The organism is Psychrobacter sp. H25 (assembly GCF_059076335.1).
The window spans coordinates 364842-390137 of sequence record NZ_JCACRV010000001.1; the positions used below are offsets into that span (position 1 = coordinate 364842).

Below are 25296 nucleotides of genomic sequence, written 5' to 3' on the forward strand. Positions count from 1 at the left end.
GAGTTGAAAACTACTTAGATCATTAAAAATAAGTAGCGTTAGAAATAAACCTAATGAAAAATAAGCCTAATGCAAAATAAAAGCCCTCGATATCACGCAGATATCGAGGGCTTTTTATGCGATTGCTTTTACATAACGACTAATAGCTATTTATGCAAATAATGCAATCAAATATCATTCTGATACAGATGTAAAATCAATGGGCATGATGCATAGACGCAGTGTCATCATCCGTATTATGCCCCATGTCTGGATCGTGCTCCATATCCATATCATGCATACTATGATCCATATTGGACATATCGTGATCCATTTGACTCATGTCATGGATGTCTGTCTCAGACATCATAGTAGAGTGGCTACCATGATCCATTTGTGCATGACCACCTCCGTGTCCGCCATGCATACTTGTCATAGCGATAGGGACGACAGCCACCGCCAACCCTGAGAGCACCATTATCGCGCCGTTTAGCTGTCTTAGACGAAAACGACCAATCTTGTCACGTAACCAGCCGACGGTTTCATGCGTTGCCACCAGCATCGGTATGGTCCCTAAGCCGAACACGAACATTAATGCCGCTCCGCTTAGTGGATTGTGAGCGACCACAGCAATCAGTAGAGCACCATACACTAAGCCACAAGGCAAAAATCCCCATAGCAGACCAGCAGTGAGTGCTCGCGGAAATGTATTGAGTGGAAATACCTTTTGACGAAGCGGGCTTAAGTACTGCCAAAAACGCATACCAAAACGTTCAAGCTTGGTCAAAAATGGTGCGCCTAGCATGGTCGCACCGACAAAAACGAGTATCATGCCCAGTAAGATACGCGGCATGCTATTGCCTTTCATTAGCGGCTCTAACAAGGTAATACCAATAAAGCCTGCGACCAAACCCAGCAAAGCGTAACTGGTCAGACGCCCAAGATGATAGGTGGCAACCAAAGCGCGGCGTTTGGTGGGGCTAACGTCTTTCATAGACAGACCGAATGCTGTCACAAGGCCGCCACACATACCCAAACAATGCGGCGAGCCAAAAAACCCCATCAGCAACGCTGCAACAAGTAAAGCTATAGTCATGGACACCTCTCCTAAAAGTTATACATGCTGTGTCTACAGGCACGGTTATGGTCTAACGAAAGATCATCATAATGTATGAATGAAGTTTAGTTTTTTGGGCTTGTATCTCTATTAGAATGAACCCCGTCTGTGTCAACATTGTCATCTAACGCTATTGGCTCCTCAGATGTTTGAGGCTGCGTTGAGTGATCATGAGCATGCATGGTTTGCCTGCGCTCTTGACGGTCATCTAATATGATACGCTGTGATGCATTGTCCAAATCTTCAAACTGATTTGATTTTACCGCATAACGCACTGCCCAAATAGCAACCACAAACAGCATAAGACTTAGCGGAATTAATAAAAATATACTGAGCATGGCGAATCTCTTAAATAGCAGTGTCTTTTATTATTATACACCCATCTCAGAGGTATGGGATGATCCGTAGTGATTGGTGCAAGCTCTTAGACAGTAGCAAGCCAGCAATATGACCGTGTCGAGACTTATTCATCAGGCTTCATTTCATCAGACTCTTTTGTCGGACGACCTCTTGGCGTCATCAACTGCTGCGAAGTCACATCATCGGCGAGGCGACAGTCCATCTGTGGCCGTATCACATCACGCAGGTAGGCGGCGACTTCATAGACTGCGCGCCGTGAGTGAGTAAGGTTTTGTGCAGGTTTCATCCAGTCGCGCTTAACTGGCAATGGCGCGCTTAGCGGTGTGCTGTTGATGCCATTCAAAGCGAATTGCCTGCGGGCACGTGCCATATGATAGCTATCGGTAATAAGATAAACGTGATGTAGCGGAATCCGTTTGGCCGTAAAGCGTGCATTTTCACAAGTATTCATACTGGCGTTTTCACTTATTAGCCCATCGATACCATGCTCAATCAGCCACTGTCCGAGCCAAGGCGCTTCAGCACCACTGAGTACTATAGGTAAAGGAAGATCGTGATAAGCGCCTGCAGCAGTGCGTGCACGATTCAGGCTATAGCGATTGAGAATGATTTGATTGTTATTGTCATTGGTTAGGCCACCACCTAGCACCACGTAAGCAGTAGGCGGGGAGCTTGTAGCGATAGGCGGTATCTTGGGTAGGGGTAGCAGTGCAAAGACGTAAACAACCGCTTGCGAAAATAGGGGGGTGAACAAACTAATCAATACTAAAATAATAGACGTCGAGCCTAGTATAAAAGTAATATTAATGATGCGAAACAGCTTGAGCATTCGTTCAGCTGAACGTAAATAGTTTCGCCACAAGCGTTTAGACCATGATTGTTTAAACCACATGCTCAGCGTGTCCAATCGAGCCATCAGCATTTACCCAAACTGGCTCACGTGATAGCTGAATAGCAAACTTTTCATATACAAGCTTAGCGATGTAGTGCTGGGCGGTTGCCACATCTGCTTGCGTTGCCTGGTAAGGGGCATGATTGGTCAGTACAAGTGCTTGCTGCTTATGCGTAAAAATAGGCGTGATACCGCCACCTTTTAGACCTGCTTGCTCGATGAGCCAACCTGCAGCAACTTTGACCATAGCATCGGGCATTGGGTAACCAACGATAGCAGGATAGGTTGCTTGCAGTGCTATAAATTGAGATTGATCAATGATAGGGTTTTGAAAAAAACTACCACAATTTGGCAGCTGTTTGGGGTCTGGCAGTTTCTGCTGACGAATCTCTATAATCGCTTGCATCACATCAATAGGAGTAGGATGCTTGCGATCTTGCTGCTCAGCATAGCGCTGCGCCACGGTTTGGACATCGCCATAGCTGGCTAGAGTATTGGTTGGGTCGGTATGTAGTCTAAACCCCACACGGCTAATTAGCCACGTATTTGGCGCACGCTTAAAAATACTGTCACGGTAGCCAAAATCGCAGTCGGTAGTCGATAGATTGTGCCACGTTTTGCTGGGTAAATGATACGCACGTACATACTGTAAGCGGTCTTCTAGCTGCACCCCATAAGCACCGATATTCTGTACTGGTGCTGCACCAGTCAGACCTGGTATCAGTGCAAGGTTTTCTAGCCCATACCAGCCTTGATTGACTGTATATACAACTAGATCATGCCAGTTTTCACCAGCCATTACCTCAATATCTACATAATGCTTGGTTTGAGCAGTCACATGAATACCGCGCATATTTGGCTGCAAGACCACCGCATTTAACGATGCTGGTAATAAGACATTACTACCGCCAGACAACACAAATAGTGAAAGATCATCTGCCGTAGCCTCGGTACTAGATGCCATAAAGTCATCAAGCTGCGCCTCATCTGTCAACGTCACTGCAAAATCAGCCGCGCATGCCAGTGCCATTGTATTGCTATGGGACAAATCAACTGAACGATTGGACAGTACGCTCACTGCGCAATCAGTTGTGGTTGTGGTTTGAGCGTCGAGATCAAGGCGTAGAGCTTGGGTCATAACATAGCCTATATGGCAAATAAATAACAAATGACAAACTGTTCATTATAAAGGATAGCGCATGCAAAAGTCGTAGAAATACAGACTTTATGACTAGCAGGCTTTCCAACTCTCGATCCAAGCTTGTGCGCTTGATTCGATGCGCTCGATTACTTCTTCGAAGTCATCACTTTCCCCTTTATAAGGATCTGGCACATCGCTGCCACAATAGGTAGGATCTTCTTCGCTGAATAGTGCTAATTTGCCCAAGTCGTCCGTTGTCTCTGTGATACCGTCTTTAATAGCTTGCAAGTCAGCCAAATTCTGTGAGTCCATTGCCAAAATTAACTCAAAATCTCGAAAGTCAGTGGCACTAACTTGGCGAGCCACTAATTTATTGATTTTATAGCCATGAGATTTGGCATGGCGCTGTGAACGTGCATCGGGCGTATCACCGACATGTGAGTCACTGGTGCCTGCTGAGTCTATTTTTATCGATAACCCAGCAATGGCCGCTTGCTGACGAAAAACTTCCTCAGCGGTGGGTGAACGACAAATATTTCCCAAACAAACCAGTAGTATGGAAGAGGGAGTACAGGCTTTCATCAGCATAATATGACCTTCTATAACAAAAAAACATGCTATAAGAGTCTAGCATTATTAATGCGACTTTTATTAGCATGTCATTGATTAAATCAGCTACTAGCGTAACGCTTAATACCTTGAATGGCAAGGGTAGAGACTAGACAATAGCGTCATTAAAGAATGGCTGTATGTCTATGTTTATGGAAGCAGCTAATATGGGTGTGACCGTATATCAATCCTGATTATTTTTAAAGCGTTGTAAATCACGGCGTTCTTTTTTATTGGGTTTGTTATCAGGGCGAGCGAGGTTGGCAAGTTTACGCTGCTCAGCATAATAGGCGCGCCGCGTCTCGCTCTCCTTGGTCTCCGAATAGAGTACCTCAGCTGCGCTAGCGTTACCGCGCTGTGCAGATAGCGCCTCGACGACGACGGTCTTTTCGGTCATAGCGGTCGCTGAACCTTGGCGAATGGTTAGCTCATCGCCCACCGAAATCTCCTTGCTGGTTTTTACGCGACTACCACCGTAGTGTACGCGTCCGCTTTCAATCGCTTGCTTGGCGAGCGTGCGGGTACGATAAAATCTTGCGGCCCACAGCCATTTATCTAGACGAATTTTGACCAGAGCTTGACTATTAGTATCGGTGTTTTTCTTCATAATCATCCTTTTGCATTTGTTTTTATATTAAATAATATTAGGGCAACTTTGATATTTGCAAATGGGCATTTATGACTTTGGTTTTATAAAATTGATTTTTATGGTTATGGTTATAACTATGATTACGATACTCAGGATTAAATATCACAATGCAAAAAGCGACCAATCATATGAAAGGTCGCTTTTTGTAAATCATTTGAGGAAAGTAATCTTAGAGGGTCACTTCATGAACGCATTATCTCAAGAATAGTTGATAGCCAATGTTGTCATTGACCGTCGTACAGTCGTAACCAATATCCAAGAGAGCATCTTGTAGCTGGCGTGAGTTACCCTCGGATGCTTGCAGTCCGACCAATACACGACCTTCAGCAGCACCATGATTGCGATAATGGAAAAGCGTGATATTGAAGTCATCACCCAGTTTTTCTAAGAAAGTAAGCAGTGCACCCGGTCGTTCTGGAAATATTACTTGTAGTAATTGTTCGTTTTCGACCTTGGCATGACCACCAATCAAGTGACGAATATGTGACTTGGCAATATCATCATCGGTCAGATCATGAGCGATATAACCATCGTCTGCCAGCTGGCCACTGATGGTTTGACGCTCTTTTTCGCCCTCTTTTAGCGCAATACCAACAAATATAGAGGCAGGTTCCATAGAGTCTGGTGATTTTTTGCTGTCAGCACGGTAGTTAAACTCAGTGATATTGCGACCATGTAGGCTGCGGCAGAAGTTTAAGAAAGCACCCGTTGTTTCAGGAATAGTGACCCCAAAGATAGCTTCCTTTTTCTCACCAATCTCAGTACGTTCAGCGATATAACGTAGACGGTCAAAATTCATATTGGCGCCGCAGATGATACCGACGCAGTTTTTGTCTTGGATGTTATTGGCTTCGATATATTTTTTCATACCAGCGACTGACAGTGCGCCAGCAGGTTCAACGATGCTGCGATTTTCTTCAAAGATGTCTTTGACAGCGGCGCAGACTTCATCATTGGTACAAGTGATGACTTCAGGTTCAACGATGGGACCTGAGTTATCGCTCTTTTGCGTACGCACAACGTCAAAAGGCAACTCACCAATCTGTGCGACTGCCACACCATCAACGAACAGTCCGACTTGCTCAAGTTTGACGCGCTCACCTGTTTCCAGTGCTGCTTTTAGGCACGCTGACTGTTCAGCCTCTACTGCGATGACTTTGACGTGTGGCGCCACTTCTCCCAAAAATGCGGCAACACCTGAGATCAGACCGCCGCCACCGACGGCAACAAATACATAATCCATATTGCGCCACTGCTGGGTCAGCTCAAGACCGATAGTGCCTTGTCCTGCGATTACCAACTCATCATCATAAGGCGGTATAAAGGTGAGTCCTTCACGCTCAGCGCGATCAATCGCATAACGGTTTGCCTGATCGAAGCTATCACCATGCAGGTCCACATTGCCGCCCAGTGCTCTGACGGCATCTACTTTGATATCAGGGGTAGTGGTTGGCATAACAATGATATTGTTTAGCGACAGTTTACGTGCAGAGTAAGCCACGCCTTGTGCATGGTTGCCTGCTGAAGCACAGATGACGCCGCGCGCTTTTTGCTCGTCGCTTAATTGACTAATACGGTTGTAAGCACCGCGTAATTTGAATGATTTAACGGGCTGCAAATCTTCACGTTTGAAACGAATGTCGTTGGTAAAACGTTGGGTCAGCTTGGGCGCCGTTTCAAGTGGTGTTTGAATAGCAACGTCATAGACGGTGGCTTGTAGTATGGCTCGTACCCAGTGTGACAGCATAGTAATCCCTAAACAGAATGAATATAAAAATGAAATAGATTAGCCTATGCTGATTTTGAGTATCTTGCAAGACTCAATTGCAGTTTTCTTAGGGTTTCATGCCCGAATAGGTATGACGTAGAGCTGTGTGATCAACACCTGTAAGCTATGATCAAACCACATGACTAAAATGCACGACAATACATTAGAATTAGGATTGCGCTAACATCCGTTAATAGCATCGGTTATAATAGCCGCGCATTTTACTTCTTTTAAGACCATACGTTTATTTTCCAAGGATTTATGATGAGTGATCAGCAAGCACAAAAGCAAGCCGCGGCCCGCGCTGCCCTAAGCTATATCGAAGACGATATGATACTTGGGGTAGGGACAGGGAGTACGGTCAACTGTTTGATTGAGTTATTGCCGCAACTAAAGCTTGCTGGCGCGGTTGCCAGCTCACAGGTAACAGAAGATAAGCTGCGTGCGCTTGGTATCGAAATCGTCGATTTAAATTTTTCTGGTACGTTAGACATTTATATCGATGGCGCTGATGAGGTTAATGAACATTTGCAACTTATCAAAGGCGGCGGCGGTGCGCTGACTCGCGAAAAGATCGTCGCGGCAGCTTCTAACAAGTTTGTGTGTATGGTCGATGAGAGCAAAAGCGTTGAGATCTTGGGTCGCGCGTTTCCAGTACCGATTGAAGTACTGCCACAAGCTCGCTCTTATGTCGCACGTCAATTAGCCAAATTGGGCGGTGAGCCTGTATACCGTGAAGACTTTGTCACCGATTATGGTAACGTTATCTTAGACACGTATGACTTGGATGTCAGTAATCCAATCGCGCTAGAAAAAGAGCTGAATAATATCGTAGGTGTGGTTTGTAATGGTATCTTTGCGGCCAATCAAGCGGATGTGCTATTAAAAGCTGGGGCAAATGGCGTGACGACACTTACACGCTAATACAGTCTTAAGAATATAATCTCAAGCTTTTATTCAAATAGAAAAGCCGTCCAAATCTGGACGGCTTTTTTATTTTTGAACGTATTAATAACTTATCTTATTATTTACCTTACTAGCTTTTTACAGGCTGGCCTAGGCTAGGCAGTTAGTTTGATTTTGTCTTTTAACAAGAATTCCATCAATGCTTTTTGCGCGTGTAGACGGTTTTCGGCCTCATCCCAGACGACAGAGCGCGGATCGTTTAGCATGTCATGTGAAATCTCTTCGCCGCGATGGGCGGGCAAGCAATGCATAAACACCACTTCAGGGTCGGCTTTGTCCAGTAGAGACGGCGTCACTTGATAAGGGGCGAAACGACGTGCACGGGTGTTTTGTTCTGACTCTTGCCCCATACTTGCCCATACATCGGTGACAATGAGGTTAGAGTCTTTTGCCGCATCTTGGACGTTTTCTACCAAGCTCACACAGTGTGAGAAACGCTCCATAAGCTTTGGATCAGGCTCAAATCCATAAGGCGCTGCCACGCGCAGCTCAAAACCAAACTGATTAGCCGCTTGCATGAATGATGAGCACATATTGTTGCCATCACCGACCCAAGTGACGATTTTGTTTTCGATACTGCCGCGATGTTCATAATACGTCTGCATATCAGCGAGCAATTGACAAGGATGGTAGTCATCGGTCAATGCATTGATAATAGGTACGCTTGAATATTCAGCAAAGGTTTCTACTTTTTCGTGACCAAAGGTACGAATCATAATGATATCAACCATGCTAGAAATCACGCGAGCGGAGTCTTCTAGTGGCTCGCCGCGACCGAGCTGAGTATCATTGGGTGACAAAAATATAGCGTTACCGCCAAATTGCCCCATACCCGTTTCAAAAGAAATACGGGTGCGGGTAGAAGATTTTTCAAAGATCATACCAAGCGTACGACCAACAAAAGGCTGATATATCTCGCCTGCATGTTGCATCTTACGCAATTCGCTTGCACGTTTGATCAGGTTTTCTAGTTCTTGTTTGGTTAAATCAGATAAAGTTAAAAAATGGCGCAAACTCATAGTAATCCTAGCAGTCGATCGCAGTCAGTGAAACGTCATCAGGGTTCAATAGTATCGCATCAGGGCGTATACTGGGTTGACAACAAACTTTTAGTATAGCGTATTTACTTTCAATGTAAACGTGCAATTTTACCAAGATTAAATAGCCTGCAAGCTAGACTAAAAATGATTCGGTAAGCCAAAAAATTATCAAACTCAAACATGTTCTGATCATTATGCCTGTATACGATTCGGGCGTATGCTCAGGCGGCATAGCAGCTCATAGCTAATCGTACCAGCATGTCCCGCGACCTCATCGACACGTGGCGTATCGCCCCAGAGGGTAACGATACTGTCCAGAGCCAGACTTTCTGGTGCTTTGCTGACGTCTACGACAATCATATCCATTGCTACACGCCCAACTACAGGACAGCGGTAGCTCTGATTGCTATTAGCATCGATGACTGTGACATAAGCGCCGTCATTGACCACACGTGGATAGCCGTCCCCGTAACCGACGCTAACGAGTGCCGTTCGGGTATCTTGCTGTGCTTGCCAGCGGCTGCCATAGCCGATAGCGTCATTGGCATAGACCGTCTGTAGTGCCATGATTTGCGCACTGAAATCCATTGCTGGCTGTAAATCTAAAGTCTGCGCACTCTTATCTGTCACAGGCGAGCTACCATATAGGATAATACCGGGACGGACCCAGTCATAGTGGTGCTCTGAGAAGTTAACGATGCCAGCAGAATTGCACAATGAGCCTTGGATTTCTGGACTAATGGTGTCTTTTAGAGTCGCCAGCATACTTGAGAAACGCTCGATTTGCATGGCATTTAATGGATGGTCATGGTCATCAGCATTGGCAAAATGCGTGGCCAGTATCAGCTGACATCCCGCCTCATGTAGACGCTTTGCTGCAGACAGTACGCCCTCGGCATTAAAACCTAGGCGATTCATACCCGTATTGTATTTGAGCCAAACCACGTTGGTTGCACTATTGGCTGGCGGGACATTTCGTAGTGCCCATTCTAACTGTGGTCCATGATGAATCACGCAGCTAATATCATGCTCAATCGCTTGCTGCCATTCATCAGCGCTAAAGGCACCTTCTACGAGACCGATTGTTTTGTTCCAGCCTAGCTGTCTGACTTCTAGTGCTTCAGTCAAAGTTGCAACCCCAACGCCATCCGCTTGCTGTAGTGCTGGTAAAACAGCCGCCACACCATGACCATACGCGTTGGATTTGACCATGGCCAATACTTTGGACTGCGGTGCTCGCTTTTTTACTTCGTTAAGGTTATGAGTGATGGCTTTTGGTTTTATCGTGATGGTGCGCATAATCGCCTTCTTTATGAGTAGAATTATGAAGTGATAAAGCCAGTGCTGCATCAATTGGGCTGATGCGGCACTGGCCATGTTGTTGAACACTAAATATTAAACACTATTTGTTAGACTGCAACTGAGCTTTAATCTTCACAAGGCTTAGTATTATCAATCCGATATTTGTAAGACTGGTTACTCGTCATTCTCAAAGCTAACGCCTTGATAGTACTCTGGCGTTAGATTAATAAAGCGCGTAAATTGCCCTTCAAAGCCCAAGCGAATAGTACCAATAGGGCCGTTACGCTGTTTACCAATGATGATTTCAGCCACACCTTTGTGGTCTGAATTTTCATTATAAACCTCATCACGGTAGATGAACATAATCAAATCGGCATCCTGCTCAATCGCCCCAGATTCACGTAGATCCGACATAATAGGGCGTTTATTCGGACGATTCTCTAGACTACGGTTGAGCTGCGATAGCGCAATCACTGGGCACTCAAGCTCACGTGCCAATGCTTTTAGACTACGAGAAATCTCAGAAATCTCGCCCACACGGTTGCCATCTAGACTAGGAACTTTCATGAGCTGGAGATAATCGACCACGATAGCACCCAAACGACCATCATGATTTTTGGCGATACGTCGGCAACGTGAGCGCATCTCAGATGGTGGTAGGGCGGTACTGTCATCGATGTATAAGTGCTTTGATTGCAAATGCTGAATGGCGTTCATCATTTTTGCCCATTCATCTTCATTCATTTGCCCAGAACGCAAGTGCGTCTGGTTGATCGCGCCCCATGAAGACAGCAGACGCATGACGATAGATTCTGCTGGCATTTCCATCGAAAACACCACAACGGGCAAGTCTTCATTAAACAAAATCCCTTCGGCTAAGTTCATCGCAAAAGTAGTTTTACCCATCGAAGGACGCGCAGCGACAATAATCAAATCGCCCGCTTGCAAACCTTGCGTTTTGTTATTCAGCTCGGCAAATGGCGTCTGCAAACCAATCATGCCGTCAGGGTTGGATTTTAATTCCTGAATCTTGTCAATGACATTAGTAAGTACAGACGTAATGCCGACAGGGCCACGTTGTTCAGCGCGCTTATTATGCTGCTCATTGATACTAAATATTTTACCTTCGACATTGTCCAAAATATCACTGACGCTCTGGTCTTTTGGATTATAGGCAAGGGTCAGCATGTCATTGCCCGTAGTAATCAGCTGACGCAGGGTTGATAGTTCACGCACACGCTGAGCGTAGGCAGTCAGGTTAAATAAGGTCGCCGGACTTTGGCTCAAGATATCTGCCAGATAGCTATCCCCACCTGCGCCTTTAAGCAGCTTTTGCGCCTCAAGCCAGTCGTGTACCATGACGGTATCGTAAGGCTCATTCACGGCTGCCAAATGAGCAACCGCATCAAAGATATATTGATGGCGTCCCGCATAAAAGTCATCTTTGGTGACGATATCGGCAATCTTGTCATATGCCTCTTCAATACTCATCAAAGACGCGAGCAATGCCTTTTCAATATCGATATTGTGCGGCGGTGTCTGATTCAGTAAGTCGTCGGTTTTATCGTTTTCTGCCATGAGTACCTAATGAGTCAAAATGGGTATAAGAAAAGTGTCGGTGATAGTGCAAAACAGATATGGCACACCTCTACGATAGACGTACCAAAACATAGTTTGAGATTTGCCTGCAAATGCTACAATCAGAAGCGAAAGTTTAACACATAATGTGATTTTTTAGGCTGGATAAGCAACTAAATCTACCGTGGTTGTTATGCATAAAATAAGAGATCGCATCCAGTGTCTAAACGTAAAAACTCAAAATATTGACGATAAATATAATAAAATCAAAAATTTAGATAAAATAAGGCGATTGCTATGACAAAAGAGAAACGTCCATTATTAATCACGACAGGTGAGCCTGCAGGTATTGGAATGGATGTCGTATTGAGTTTGGCGGCAGAAGGCAAGCTACAAGATTTTAATCGCCCTATTTGGGTGACCGCCGATGCAAGCGCGATGCAAGTACGAGCAGATGAGCTTATTGCTGCTGGCGTACTGATAAAAGCACCTACTTGGCAAACCATTGATGTCAATGCAAATGATGTTGATATGAACGCGCTCAAGCAAATACCACAGCTGAATATAGATGCTGATAGTGCTTTTATCATTCTTAATATTCCTTGTGCCGCATCAGTTGTGGGCGGACAAATCAATATTGCCAATTCAGCAATGGTGGCTAGGCAGTTAGATATTGCTCATCAGCTAGCAGTAAATGAAACAGTCGCCGCTATCATCACAGGTCCCTTGCAAAAATCAGCGCTCATAGATGCAGATATCAAGCTATTGGATGGCACTATGTTTAGCGGTCATACCGAGTTTTTTATGCAGCAAAGTGGTTGTGACAAAGTGGTCATGATGCTTGCCAATCAAGCCATGAAAGTGGCGCTTGTCACGACCCATCTGGCACTAAAAGATATACCCGCTGCCATCACGGCAGATAATGTGCGCCAAACGGTACAAATCGTCATCGATGATATGAGAGAGAAATTCGGTCTTGCGCAGCCTCGTATATTGGTATGCGGTCTTAATCCACATGCAGGCGAGGGTGGACATTTGGGAAGTGAAGAGATTGATATTATCAATCCAGTCTTGCAAGCGTTCATTGATGCGGGGGTGAATATTTCAGAGGCAATGCCCGCGGATACGCTATTCACGTCTAGGCATCTCGCCAATTGCGATGCGGTCATCGCTATGTATCATGACCAAGGACTACCTGTACTCAAATCGCACGGTTTTGGCGATACGGTCAATCTAACCTTGGGCTTGCCTTATATCCGCACCTCTGTCGATCATGGTACGGCGCTAGATTTGGCAGGACGGGGCGGGGCGAGTGCGACAAGTTTATACCAAGCATTAAATATGGCTAATGAGATGGCGGATAAGTCGCTTACTAGCTGATACCTTCTTTATGATGCATTGCCTTATAGGTATTGTTCACGTCGTACTTGATGATTTTGGTGCGAACAATGCCTATTTATGAATAATCAGATACAACCTAATATAAGTGGTTCCATTATGGCGGTTTATTTTGAGTGATCTATTAATGGGTTTACAAGGATAAATAGCTGGTTTCCTTTGGGATATACCCGATATCAGCAAGAGAGCATATCGTCACGGTTAGCTATCGAATAGGTGGACATTATGCTTTCTCTGCTAAGATAACCTTCGATGCTAAACCTGATAAAAACTATCAATTAAATTTCGTCACTGACGTTGGTACAGCATTTTCTAGCAAAATAGCTATATAGACTTTTGGGTAATGGATAAAGCAACGCACCAGCCTTTATCGGATGTAGTGAGATCACAACCACTTGCTGTGCCACGGACTATTTCTTATCCGATTATCATTAGTGATTGATCGAATCTATATAAATAACTCTGGCATATGACCAGAGTTATTGGAGATATGTTTGCGCTTTTAAACATATAGTTGCAGCCAACTTATTCTTTAAGAGTCCTAAACTCGATCTAACCTACTTGCTATAGATTATCTATTATATTTCAATGGAAAATAATCGCCAACTTTATCAGGGTAATTTATTTCCAAAAATAACTTAAATGTATTATCAATATCTTCCATCAAGGCTTTGCTTTCCATAGGTTTATAGGTATTCGTGATTAACTCGGTTTGAATCCATAATTCACCCCCTTGCCACATATGTTCCCTAATGTGAGGATCATAATCGATACCTATGTAGAGTTTAATAAACTCAATGACAATATCATCTTTAAAAAAGCTCGTACAAAGCTTAAAGTCCAATTGTTTTGATAAAAAATCAAAGCAATCTATTTCCTTATTTCTTACTTGCTTTATATTATCAATAAAAAGCTCATAAGTTTCTAACTCATCTGAGAGCAGCTTTCTTGAATAAGCCCACTCAATTAAGTAAAAAAAGTAAATTGCATAATATTCTACTTCAATACCAGAAATATCTGAGTGTATTTCAAAATCGTCAAGTTCCATAATTTTGCTCATGAGCTTATCCTAAGGTAAATAGTTAACTATCAATTTTGTTTTTAGTTTTGGAGATAATATAGGGGTAGGACTCCCAATTCTAGTACCAGACTTGTCGGTTCTGTTCGTAAATTTCCAAACAGACCAATATATTGTTTGAGAGCCTGGTTTAATTTTCTGACCAGTGCTATGGATAGTTGCACCATTCTCATTTAAATAGTAATCATTTATCGTCTGGTTAGATGCTTGTGTGATCCTGGAGGCTTCACTAACCACATCCCCTACCTTTTTTAGATGTTTTCGCTTGGGCTATCTTGACGAAAGAAATTAACCACCTAAAATTTGACCTATGCTGTCAAATCCGTACTAACAGAATGGGGTTAGTTTAATCATGCAGCTTGACAGCTTGACAGCTTGACAGCTTGACAGCTTGACAGCTTGACAGCTTGACGGTAATACCCCATTGTCCTCATAACAGGTCTTATGTTAGATAGTTCGAGAACAAAAAGATGCCATGTTAGTTGTGCTACATTTTAGATGGCTTATAGATAAAATATCTCAAAAACACGCCCTAATTATGAGCTGTGGTATAATTCGCCATTATAATACCAGCACATTGCTGCCATAGCCCATTTCTCTTTTATACACTAAGACTCTTTTATGTCCAACTCTACATTTGATGCGCAATCTATCTCTAACAGCTTAAAGGCTGCCAAACACCAACCGCGTAAGCGCTTTGGTCAAAACTTCTTGCATGATACCAGCGTGATTCGCGAAATCGTTGAAAGCATTCGTCTAGAGCGTGATGACAATTTGATCGAAATTGGACCAGGTATGGGCGCACTGACTGAGCCTTTGCTAGCAGAAGTGGATGCGATGACAGTGGTAGAGCTGGATCGCGACTTGGCAGACAGCTTGCGTATTCGGATTGGGGCTAACAGTCACCCAAACTTTGAGATCATCAAAGACAATGCCATGCATGTGGATTACCGTGAGCTGTACAGCGAGGTGCGCGGCAAGCTGCGCGTAGTAGGTAACTTGCCCTATAACATCTCGACACCTATCTTATTTCACTTACTCAGCTACGCCGATGTGATTCAAGACATGCATTTTATGCTACAAAAAGAAGTGGTCGAGCGTATCACAGCAGACGTGGGTAGCAAAACCTATGGTCGTTTGTCTGTCATCATGCAGTATCATTGTGATACCGATTATTTGTTAACAGTACCGCGTGGTGCCTTTAACCCACCGCCAAAAGTCACCAGTGCAGTATTTCGACTAACGCCGCATATTAACAAACCCGTAGTAGCAGAGGACGAAGAGCATTTTGCTATTGTGGTACGTGAGACCTTTAACCATCGCCGCAAAACCCTACGGGCTATATTTAAAAAATCAACCTTGCTGCCAACACTGAGTGAAGGCGATTTTGACGCTTGTGGTATTGATCCGCAGGCGCGTCCTGAGACCTTGAGCGTTACAGATTTTGTGAACCTAAGCAATCAGGCACGCAACTTAGAGGTTTAAGTGGTAGAGGGTTGAGTCTTAAAGATTTGAGTTAATAGACTGCTAATTATCATCACATAAAGATCATAGAGGTATTATGAGTTTTCGCCATCAGTATGTCATCGGTGATTTGCAAGGTTGCTATGCGGCTTATCTACAGTTGCTTGAGACGCTAGATTTTGATCCTGACCAAGATAAGCTTTGGTTTGCGGGTGATCTGGTGGCGCGAGGCGAGGACTCATTAAATACATTACGCGATGTCAAAGCGTTATGTGAGCAAGGCGCCGCAGCCACTGTGTTAGGCAATCACGATCTCAATTTGATTGCTGTTTGGCGCGGTGCGGCGAAGCTCAAAAGCAAGGACAAAACAGCACCGATCTTTGCCGCTGATGACTGTGATGAATTGCTTGAATGGTTACGTCGGCAGCCGCTGTTGGCTTATCCAGATAAGCATACTGTGCTCGTACATGCCGGTATTCCGCCGCATTGGACTATCGAGGCAGCGGCAGGATATGCCAAACAGCTAGAAGCACAACTACAAGGTAGCCTAAAGCAACTTGATCGACTACTACCCAATCTTTATAGCAAACAAGCAGATGAGTGGCATGCAGGTATTAATGGTTTTACCAAGATGCGTGCAATCGCCAATTACCTTACTCGTATGAGACTGTGTAAGCAAGGTGGGATGCTTGAGTTTGAGTTTAACGCTGGACTAGATGAGCCGATGCCAAAAGACTTTTTGCCGTGGTTTGAGTGGCAAGTGCCGCGCACGCGTAAAATACTGTTTGGTCATTGGGCGGCGCTAAAAGGTGAGATTGATTTGCCACATGCACGCGCGCTTGATGGCGGCTGCGTTTGGGGTAATTATCTATTAGCTTATAGACTGGGTGATGGACAGGTTCTTACTTCAGGTGCAGGGTGCTAAAGATCATACCGAGGGCTATAAACATCTTGATATATAGGGCTAGGCAAGTGATTTGTTTTAAGCGGTCCATTAATACGTTTAAAGGGCTAAATAACTGGCTCTTTTGGTGTGTGCCCTAAAGGCATTCATTTTGAAATTCGTGATATTTAGAAGAAAATTTATGCAACTCACTTTTGGATTCTTCGTTTAAAAAATCATACAAGTCATTATTCAAGACATCGTATGCGCACATAAAAGCACTTCTGTTTTTTTGAGTATAGTCTTGCATCATGTCTATACAAGAAAATGAATTGAGTACATTAAATAGAATACTAGTGTTGTGAGGGGCATATTCCAAAGCTTTTTGGAAATAAATAAGTCCAGAGTAGTTTTCTTTATCTTCAGAAAGATATGGAGCAAGCTCTATGGTTATTCCTTTGAGGTTTAAAGCCTCAGCTATTTCGCTATCTGTTGAATTACTATCAGTAATTACTTCATTTAAGATCTCAAGAGCCAGCTCTGGTTCATCGTTTTGGTAAAAAATATCTGCTTGGGTCAGTCTTTTTTCTATACTAGTCATTAGTTTTTTATCCATTCATCTTTGGTTATACGGTCAGCAACTCAACACCTATATCCACACTGATTAGATACCGATAGCTCTTTGAATAAATATACGACTTTGAAAATGGGTTTAGAGAAAGAATAGGGATGAGTCCCAAAAAGACAGCAGCCTAAGATACTTTAGTGAAGTCTCTATCGTACATGAGTAATGGCATTGGTCTTGAAACAAACAATACACCGATGCCATTACTCGCTTATAGCAGATTTTACTTATTCTTGAACACGCCACATGGCATGCCTAGGGTCAGGCCCCTAAGCTTGTCTGGTCACAGATACTGATTGGTTGACAAAATCCATGGATCCGAACGCCGTTAGGAACGCGACGCTAGACGCGTCGGAACCAACACCGATGCGGGCCATCGTGTCGGCTTCTGCCATACCAGTCGAATCAATAAGATGCCAGCTCCCTCCGAGATAGACCTCCGCCACGGCATGAAAGTCCTGTGGCGTCACATCGGGCGCATAAACGCTCGCGAACCTAGCTGGTATCGACGACGCGCGCGCTAGTGTCACAAGAACATGCGCAAAGTCACGGCACACGCCCTGACGCTGAACAAAGCTGTCAAGTGCGGTGGTCTGAGCGTGGCTTGATCCTGGCACATAGCTAAACGCCGACTCGATCCAATCGCGCATCGCCGCAATCCGTGCACCGCCAGCGAGATTGCCAAACTCAGCATCCACAAAGGCTTGGAACTGATCTGATGGGCAATATCGAGATGGCATCAAATGTCTGATCGTCTCTCCGGGCAAAAGATGGAGAGGCACTTGGGGCAGTACCGATATGTCCAAGGCAGGACGGTCAACTGCAATTTCTGCGAGGTAAGTACAGCTAAAATCTCCTTCTGCGCGAATCCAGATCCGCTCTCCTATGCCATCATCGGCGGAGACCCGTGAAAAATGAGCAACGTCTGATGTCCAAATCTCAGTCGAACGAACCTGTTGATCGACAAGATCGGCAGCTTCGATCTGAAGTAAAAGGTCCATCGGCTCGGATAGACGATAATGAAGTTTGACGTCAAGTTTCAGGATCATGTTTGAACTCACTAAGGATGTTGGTTTGGTGGACTAAGGACAGTGTGGGATTTCTAATAGATACGAGGCGAGGCCTAAGCTGCGCAGGTCTATTGAAACCAAAATATTTTGAGATGAACTGTTTTGTATATCAGAGATTGGCGTACTTAAGTTATGCAGCAATGCCTCACAGAGTTGAATTATCATAGTACCGTTTTTCAATCTCAAAAGGTAAGATATGACTATAGCACTATGCAGACGGGCTTTATTAAACCTGAAACGCATCAAAAATTGATTAGTTATGGACTTAGCGTTGCAAAGCGAGCGCTATGCTCGAAGTATCAACCGTACAAGGGTTGCCAGGTCAATATCCTACATCCTATGCACTGCTATTTTTTGGCTTGTTTGTGTCTACTAGTGCTTGACTCAATACTGCCATAGTGCTCATAACGAACGTTATGAACACTATGGCTTTAAAACCAGTTATTTACCAAGTATCTAGCCATCGAAACTGCCACTCTAATTGGGTAGTTTCGGTGGTTTTTTCGGTTTTGGCAAAGGGGTTTTGGCATCGCCAGTCGGCTTATCATCAGGATCAGCATGATATTCTTCATCGAGGTTATCGCTATCGATGGCGCTTATTGTTTTAGTCGTCTTATCATACTGAATATCATCGGTATAAGGAGCATTGTTCAGCTCTTCATCAGTCAAACCATCATCTAGATCCACGACTTTTTTTGGAGAGTTGTGAGGCTGAGTATGATCACCTTCTGGTTGGCTTTCATAATATATGTCTGTACTTGTCTTTGAGTTTTGAGCTTCATTTTGCTTAGACTCAGGTAGTATTCTGACATCAGATAATCGGCGAACCACATAATTGCTTGGTATTGCCTTTCCGTTCTTTTGTGCTGAGGTATCGTCAAATATCATGTGCCCTTGGCTATCGATACGTGCATAGTCCATCGGCTTATCACGAGGCCAAAAGAAGTCAGAAGGGTGGCTAATGATGTGACCGAACACCAGTTTTGTGAGGCGACTCCACTCAAAAAACCGCACTTCTTTAGAGCGTAGGGCAACAAACAGAGCCAGTGAAAAGCTGACTATGAGGTTGACCATACCGATAAGTGCTACGCCAAGTATAGAAATTAGAATGAGGCTCCAGTTTATTTCATCAGCAGATATATTGAAAAGTCCATGTGCCAAGTTGGCCGAGGCAAAAGCAATATGGCGAATATCAATAGGTAAGCCGAAGATATAGCCAATAGTTGCCGTACTACCCAAGAACACCCCGAATAAAAAGTTGCCCATAATAGCGCCCAGATTGGCTTCTATAAAGCCGCCCAAACGTTTAAGCCATGATTGAGGCAATATATATTTTAAGAACCTATGACGCTGTATACGTGCACCTACATGGTTATACACTGCTAGATTGTCATAGTAGCCTGCAATGAGACCAGATAAGAACAGATATACACCAGCGATGGCAGCGTGGGGGAGCGCTAGCGAGCGAAACGGGTCTAGATCGTGTAGTAAGTGACCAGCTTTTTCTGAATCAATCATTGGCGCGCCTGTGTACTGTAACCAGGCGAAGGAAATAATAAGTGCCACAGGCACAGCCAACATCACGTTACCCATGATAGCAACAAACTGAGTCCGCAAAATATCAACAACCAATTCTGATAGCTTGGTTAGCTGATGAGATTTTTTTCCAGAGCCTTCAGATATCGTAGAGGCGATAGCAGCAGCCGTCATAGCGGGCTGTTTTGTCGCTACTGTGCCACGAATGATATGAATAAATACAAAACCCAAACCATAAATCATACTGTTGATAAACGCCCGTCCCATAGGGGCGAGTGCCAAATGGTAAGCCAATATCTTGATGGTGGCCATAAATGCAATGAAAAAGCCACCAATAGAGGCTTTTTTGAACATTTTTTGATAACCAGATTTATCGGTACTGATGTAATGCTCACCCACGCGGCTGGCGTTCTCGGTGACCTTGCGTGAGAGTAGCTTGGTATTATTATCAATCAAATAGCCAATACTATAGCGCTGTCTGGCAGTAGTAATTAGCGTCTGTATCAACTCGATGACGGCGCGATCTCGTCTTTGGTGATCGTCTGTGACGAGCTCTGTCAAAATACGCATGCGCTGTAAGCTTTGGTCCAAACGCAGCATCATATTGGTCAGGCGAATGGAGATACCTGTCTTGTAGATACGTTTGCGGATAGTGGCAACAATATCTTCACATTGCTCAATCATGACTAACAATGGCGCCGGATCAACTGCATGTTCAGGGGTTATGTCGGTTAAAGTGTCGAGCTCATGTGCTTGTCTGTATTGATTGACAAAGAGTACGGCTTCTTGGTTTTGAGCCACAAAAGAAGCAGAGTAGTTGAGCATTTGCGGGTAGGAGTCCATCAAATCAGGATGCAAGCCAAGTCCACTAATACGATAAGACAAAATAATGATCGCGTTTAAAATACTGTTTTTTGCCGTGGCGACCAAATCTAAGTGCTTTTCTTCTACTCTGATAAGCTCTACCAGTTCATCCCATTTATCTGCCTCAATATTGGCAAGCCAGCGCTCATCAGTACGCTTGTCGAATAGATAACCAATCAATTCGACGACAGAGTCATCTTGAGGTAGTATTGGCAAAAAACGATGACCAACCAATCGTCTTAAGCTATTAAAGAATCCTTGATCTGACATGATGCCAGTATCGGTATACAGTGCGATTTGACGGTATTGGATAATCAGTTTTAGCACAAAGCTAGAGAGACCATCGCCGTATTCTGGATGCTGATGCAAGATATCAATAAGGGCTTGGATATTTTCGTTCGCTAAAGCCGGTTCTTTATCACTGACTCGCAGTTCATCGATTAAGCGTTTGAGCACCGTAGCATCAGGTACATCACTTAGGGCAGTAATCTGTTGTAAAATGCGTTTTAATTCTGACACGTCGCACCCTTTATTGTAGTTGTTTCTATCACTTTTATTATTTAATACTTTGACACTATGCATCACATAATGAGTAGCAATGACTTTATTAGATTTAGGAGATTTTAATTTTGCGTAGCGACACCTTGTCTTGCGTTATTTTAATCGTAACGGCGCATCGATAGTGAATTATTTTGTTAGGATTTATTTTGACAAAAAAAAGGACAGTAACGAGACTGTCCTTTTTATCAAAGAATTATAAAGTATTCAAGGTGACTATTTAGCTCGCAGGAACATCAAAATAGCCAAGATCAAAGTTCATCATTGGATCACTGCCAGCTTTGACCATCTGTGCGTGAGCACTGATACGTGGTAGGACACGACCAACGAAATAGTCAGCAAGCTTAGCTTTGTTGGTATAGAACTCGCCTTCTTGACCATTGGCAGCTTCGACCATCAGTGCAAACATGTAAGAGTAGGCTAGGTAGCCAAAAGCATGCATGTAGTCAACAGCACAGCCGTTGATTTCATTTTTGCGTTCGCCAATATTGCTAAGAACCGTTTTGGTTAGCTCTTCAATAGTATCTGCTGCATCTAGAGTGGCTTGCTTGATAGCGTGATCTGCTTGCATGTTATTCACAAAGTCACGAATTTCTTCTAAGAAGTTTGTGACGTACTTACCATTGTTACGAGCAACTTTACGACCCAATAGGTCAAGTGCCTGAATACCGTTAGTCCCTTCATAAATCTGAGCAATACGCGTATCACGAACGATCTGCTCCATACCCCATTCGCGAATATAGCCATGACCACCAAAGACTTGCTGACAATCAACGGTTGCTTCTAACGCCTTATCAGTTAAGAACGCTTTGGCAACAGGGGTTAATAGAGCGACACGAGCAGAAGCCGCTTTTGCTGATTCAGGGTCAGTACTAAATTTCTCTTCATCAAGATTTTTGGCAACGTACATAGCAAAACAACGTGAAGCTTCATTGTTTACTTTGGCATTCAAGAGCATGCGGCGCACGTCTGCATGATGGATAATAGCATCGGCTGGTTTTTCTGGGCTTTGTAGCTGCGTATCACTACGGCCTTGACCGCGATCGTTAGCATATAAAGCAGCATTCTGATAAGCAAGCTCAGAACCACCAAGGCCTTGTAGGCCCATCGTGACGCGCTCGTAGTTCATCATGATAAACATAGAAGACAGACCAGTGTTTTCTGCACCAACCATCCAGCCTTTAGCATTATCAAAGTTCATAACACAAGTCGCAGAAGCCTTGATACCCATTTTGTGCTCGATAGAACCTACAGCTAGCGTGTTGCGCTCGCCCAAGCTACCATCGGTATTAACCAAAAACTTTGGTACGACAAATAGTGAGATACCTTTTGAGCCTTCTGGCGCATTTGGTGTCTTTGCTAATACTAGGTGAATAATGTTATCAGTAAGATCATGCTCACCACCAGTGATGAAGATTTTGGTACCAGAGATGCCAAAGCTACCATCATCGTTAGGAACGGCTTTGGTCTTGATAATACCCAAATCTGTACCGGCATGTGGCTCAGTCAAGCACATAGTACCTGACCACTCACCGTTGTACATTTTTTCTAGATAAGTCTGTTTTTGTTCTTCAGAACCAGCAGCGTTCAAGCAAAGCGTCGCACCAACGGTCAGATTTGGATACAGTGCAAACGATTGGTTTGCCGTGAAAACCATTTCTTCAGTAAGCATGGTTACCATTTTTGGGAAGCCTTGACCGCCGTATTCAGCGTTACCACTTAACCCAACCCAACCTGACTCAGCATACTGTTTATAGGCATCTTTGAAACCTGTTGGGGTCGTAACAACGCCGTCACCCTCAAAGGTTGCGCCTTCTTCATCACCGCTACGGTTGATAGGCAGTAGAATATTCTTTGACAGTTTTCCCATTTCTTCTAAAATCATATCGACAGTTTCCATATCGACATGAGCTAGGTTTTCGTTATTTTGCCAAAATTGTGGCGCTTTAAATACATCATTTAAAATAAAACGCATGTCATTAAGAGGGGCATTATAAACAGCCATAAACATTCCTTTGGTTCAAATGAATAAAATTGGAGGTGTTAAGATTATCAACTGTTCTCTTGATATAACCTTAGCGATTCATACTCAAAGTTTAACAAATAAGCTTGTATGCTAGTGTATTTCTTCGTGAATAGTGCGTGCACCAAAAGTTAGTGGCAGCTATTGTAGTGTTTAAATAAGCCTTAAAAACCATCAGTACGTATCAAGAGTATCTAATTAACAAGTATAGATTATAGTCATAATTATAATTACGCTGACTACCATTTTTTTGATGGCTATCTTTTATATAGTTATAAGCATATGCACAAAATAAATCGGCAACATACCGTGGTATGTTGCCGATAAAATACAGTGTCAGTAGTGCTTAATGTCTAATTAAAAAGCAAACTGTTCAACATCCATGCTCATGAACGGCTCAACACCAGTACCGATACGTTGTACATGGGTCGTAGTACGCGGTAATAATTTAGCGAAGTAGAACTGAGCTGTTTTGATCTTCGCGTCATAGAACGCTTTTTCGCCAGTGCCATTTGCAATAGCGGTTTGAGCAACCAGTGCCATACGCGCCCATAGGTAAGCTAGGGTCACATAACCACTAAAGTACATATAATCAACAGCCGCGCCGCCGACAGCATCTGGGTTTTCAGTAGCTTGCATACCAACACGTGCTGTCAAATCACCCCATTCTTTAATGTGCTTGGCAAGAGGGCGGATGAACTGACCCATCTCGTCATTTTCTTTGTTGTCTTCACAGAATGTTTGAATGACTTTTACAAAGTTTGCAAGTAGCTTGCCTTGTGAGCCTAGAACTTTACGGCCAATCAAATCAAGTGACTGGATCTGAGTTGTCCCTTCATAAATACAAGCAATCGTCGTATCACGTACGTTTTGCTCTAGACCATATTCGGTACAGAAGCCACTACCACCCATGACCTGTACACCATGACCTGCTGCTTCTAGACCTGTTTCAGTCAAGAACGCTTTACCGATAGGCGTTAGGAAAGATAGCATCTGATTGGCATACTTTTGCTCATCGCCATTACCTTTGGCAACGATATCAGCAAACTGAGACATATAACCGATAAGTGCACGGCCACCTTCAGCAAATGCTTTGGTAGTCAATAACATATCGCGAACTGCAGGATGAACAATAATAGGATCTGCTGGCTTTTCAGGAGCCTTAGCACCCTTCAAAGAGCGAAACGCCAAACGATCATTGGCAAACGCAAGGCCACCTTGGAAAGCGAACTGAGCTGCGGTAACCCCCTGAATGGCAGTACCGATACGCGCCACATTCATAAACGTGAACATCGCGTTCAAACCACGGTTTTCTTCACCAATTAAGTAACCAGTTGCACCATCATAGTTCATGACACAAGTCGCAGAGGCTTTGATACCCATCTTGTGCTCGATAGAACCACATGATACTTCGTTACGCTCACCTAAGCTCTCATCATCATTAACGTGGAATTTTGAGACCACAAACAAAGACAAGCCTTTAGTGCCTTCTGGTGCATTTGGCAGACGAGCTAGAACGATATGAATGATATTCTCAGACATGTCGTGCTCACCAGCTGAGATCCAGATCTTGCTACCTTTGATGTTATAAGCACCATCATCGTTAGGCTCAGCTTTTGTACGTACTTGGTTCAAATCTGAACCACACTGAGGCTCAGTCAAGCACATGACGCCAGTCCATTCGCCTGAGATTAACTTTGGTAAGTATTTTTGCTTTTGCTCATCAGTACCATGATGCTCTAGAGTCGCCATACAGCCTTCAGACAGACCAGGATACATGCCAAAAGACCAGTTAGCAGTACCCATAAACTCAGAGATTGCTGAGTTTAGTGACATTGGCATATTTTGCCCACCAAACTCTTCTTCAGCTGTCAATGAGGTAAAGCCAAGCTCACAATACTGCTTATAAGCTTCTTTGAAGCCTTTTGGTGTGGTCACGACGCCATTTTCGAAATGACAGCCTTCAGCATCGCCGCTTTGGTTCAATGGCGATAGCTCGTTTTCAGCAAAGCTTGCAGCTGTTTCTAGATAGCTATCTACAATGTCTGCTTCAATATGAGCATAATCATCAATATTTTGATAATGAGTTGTACTATCTAGAAGCTCATGCATGACAAATTTCATATCACGAATAGGGGCTTTATATTGCATGGTATCCTGTCCTTTTTGTAATGTAGTCGATGATCATTCATAGCAAGCATACGGTTGTGCTATTTTCTAGCACGTTGTTCTTACCTAGCCAATCTGAAAATCTAAATAAGTGACAGACAGCAAAGCAGGTCAATCAGGCTGTCGATCACATAAAATAGTGTTGAAAAGAGTAGTGATTGTTAGGGGCAATAAGAGATTAAATGCGCTCCAACAAATTCACTATAAAAGATAGGCTTTCATAGATG

The 25296-nt window shown here is 43.8% G+C and carries 20 protein-coding genes; 4 read left to right on the forward strand and 16 right to left on the reverse strand.

Translation table 11 applies throughout. The features are described 5' to 3' along the window. Positions 1 to 196 precede the first annotated feature (196 nt). The 7 genes from AC5JPO_RS01480 to ilvA form a co-directional block, all read right to left on the reverse strand. Positions 197 to 1075 (reverse strand): sulfite exporter TauE/SafE family protein, encoded by an 879-nt coding sequence (locus tag AC5JPO_RS01480; RefSeq protein WP_493843057.1) that lies wholly within the window; start codon positions 1073 to 1075, stop codon positions 197 to 199. Positions 1076 to 1161: 86 nt separating this feature from the next. Then, the gene (ccoS, locus tag AC5JPO_RS01485; protein ID WP_319051934.1) at positions 1162 to 1434 is read right to left on the reverse strand and encodes a cbb3-type cytochrome oxidase assembly protein CcoS; all 273 of its coding nucleotides are present in this window, start codon (positions 1432 to 1434) and stop codon (positions 1162 to 1164) included. Positions 1435 to 1559: 125 nt separating this feature from the next. Beyond that, positions 1560 to 2348, reverse strand: coding sequence for a YdcF family protein (locus AC5JPO_RS01490; RefSeq protein WP_493851923.1), 789 nt, complete (start codon positions 2346 to 2348; stop codon positions 1560 to 1562). Further along, on the reverse strand, positions 2338 to 3378 hold the full coding sequence (murB, locus tag AC5JPO_RS01495; RefSeq protein WP_493844420.1) for a UDP-N-acetylmuramate dehydrogenase: 1041 nt from the start codon (positions 3376 to 3378) through the stop codon (positions 2338 to 2340). Before murB ends, AC5JPO_RS01490 begins: the two co-directional genes overlap by 11 nt. 201 nt (positions 3379 to 3579) lie before the next feature. Further along, positions 3580 to 4077, reverse strand: a complete 498-nt coding sequence (locus AC5JPO_RS01500) for a low molecular weight protein-tyrosine-phosphatase (protein ID WP_493843059.1) — start codon at positions 4075 to 4077, stop codon at positions 3580 to 3582. A 205-nt stretch (positions 4078 to 4282) separates the two neighbouring features. Beyond that, positions 4283 to 4711, reverse strand: coding sequence for an RNA-binding S4 domain-containing protein (locus tag AC5JPO_RS01505; RefSeq protein ID WP_493843060.1), 429 nt, complete (start codon positions 4709 to 4711; stop codon positions 4283 to 4285). 229 nt (positions 4712 to 4940) lie between these two features. Beyond that, complete coding sequence (ilvA, locus tag AC5JPO_RS01510; protein WP_493843061.1) at positions 4941 to 6494, reverse strand: threonine ammonia-lyase, biosynthetic; 1554 nt, start codon at positions 6492 to 6494, stop codon at positions 4941 to 4943. 285 nt (positions 6495 to 6779) lie between these two features. Between ilvA and rpiA the strand changes: the two genes are divergently transcribed. Next, complete coding sequence (rpiA, locus tag AC5JPO_RS01515; protein WP_493843062.1) at positions 6780 to 7439, forward strand: ribose-5-phosphate isomerase RpiA; 660 nt, start codon at positions 6780 to 6782, stop codon at positions 7437 to 7439. Positions 7440 to 7576: 137 nt separating this feature from the next. On the opposite strand, the gene argF is transcribed toward rpiA, so the two are convergent. The 3 genes from argF to dnaB form a co-directional block, all read right to left on the reverse strand. Next, a complete protein-coding gene (gene argF, locus AC5JPO_RS01520) occupies positions 7577 to 8500 on the reverse strand; it encodes an ornithine carbamoyltransferase (protein ID WP_493843063.1) in 924 nt (307 codons plus the stop codon). Positions 8501 to 8713: 213 nt separating this feature from the next. Then, entirely contained in the window at positions 8714 to 9820 is a 1107-nt protein-coding gene (gene alr, locus AC5JPO_RS01525; protein WP_493851922.1) for an alanine racemase, read from the reverse strand. 177 nt (positions 9821 to 9997) lie between these two features. Further along, a complete protein-coding gene (gene dnaB / locus AC5JPO_RS01530; protein ID WP_319051943.1) occupies positions 9998 to 11401 on the reverse strand; it encodes a replicative DNA helicase in 1404 nt (467 codons plus the stop codon). Positions 11402 to 11698: 297 nt separating this feature from the next. Here dnaB and pdxA point away from each other — a divergent pair, with 297 nt between their 5' ends. After that, positions 11699 to 12781: a 4-hydroxythreonine-4-phosphate dehydrogenase PdxA gene (gene pdxA / locus AC5JPO_RS01535; RefSeq protein ID WP_493843065.1), complete on the forward strand. Its 1083-nt coding sequence runs from the start codon at positions 11699 to 11701 to the stop codon at positions 12779 to 12781. Positions 12782 to 13370: 589 nt separating this feature from the next. Here the strand turns inward: pdxA and AC5JPO_RS01540 are convergent. Next, positions 13371 to 13859, reverse strand: a complete 489-nt coding sequence (locus tag AC5JPO_RS01540) for a hypothetical protein (protein WP_493843066.1) — start codon at positions 13857 to 13859, stop codon at positions 13371 to 13373. A 639-nt stretch (positions 13860 to 14498) separates the two neighbouring features. Between AC5JPO_RS01540 and rsmA the strand changes: the two genes are divergently transcribed. Next, positions 14499 to 15362 (forward strand): 16S rRNA (adenine(1518)-N(6)/adenine(1519)-N(6))-dimethyltransferase RsmA, encoded by an 864-nt coding sequence (gene rsmA / locus AC5JPO_RS01545; RefSeq protein ID WP_319051945.1) that lies wholly within the window; start codon positions 14499 to 14501, stop codon positions 15360 to 15362. A 76-nt stretch (positions 15363 to 15438) separates the two neighbouring features. Further along, positions 15439 to 16266, forward strand: a complete 828-nt coding sequence (locus AC5JPO_RS01550; protein ID WP_493843067.1) for a symmetrical bis(5'-nucleosyl)-tetraphosphatase — start codon at positions 15439 to 15441, stop codon at positions 16264 to 16266. Positions 16267 to 16381: 115 nt separating this feature from the next. On the opposite strand, the gene AC5JPO_RS01555 is transcribed toward AC5JPO_RS01550, so the two are convergent. The 5 genes from AC5JPO_RS01555 to AC5JPO_RS01575 form a co-directional block, all read right to left on the reverse strand. Next, positions 16382 to 16825, reverse strand: coding sequence for a hypothetical protein (locus tag AC5JPO_RS01555; protein WP_493851920.1), 444 nt, complete (start codon positions 16823 to 16825; stop codon positions 16382 to 16384). Positions 16826 to 17118: 293 nt separating this feature from the next. Further along, positions 17119 to 17898 (reverse strand): transglutaminase-like domain-containing protein, encoded by a 780-nt coding sequence (locus AC5JPO_RS01560; protein ID WP_493843069.1) that lies wholly within the window; start codon positions 17896 to 17898, stop codon positions 17119 to 17121. Positions 17899 to 18396: 498 nt separating this feature from the next. Next, positions 18397 to 20838, reverse strand: a complete 2442-nt coding sequence (locus AC5JPO_RS01565) for a site-specific recombinase (RefSeq protein WP_493843070.1) — start codon at positions 20836 to 20838, stop codon at positions 18397 to 18399. A gap of 259 nt (positions 20839 to 21097) precedes the next feature. Then, positions 21098 to 22882 (reverse strand): acyl-CoA dehydrogenase C-terminal domain-containing protein, encoded by a 1785-nt coding sequence (locus AC5JPO_RS01570; protein ID WP_493843071.1) that lies wholly within the window; start codon positions 22880 to 22882, stop codon positions 21098 to 21100. A gap of 375 nt (positions 22883 to 23257) precedes the next feature. After that, entirely contained in the window at positions 23258 to 25051 is a 1794-nt protein-coding gene (locus AC5JPO_RS01575; protein WP_493851910.1) for an acyl-CoA dehydrogenase C-terminal domain-containing protein, read from the reverse strand. Between the last annotated feature and the right edge of the window lie 245 nt (positions 25052 to 25296).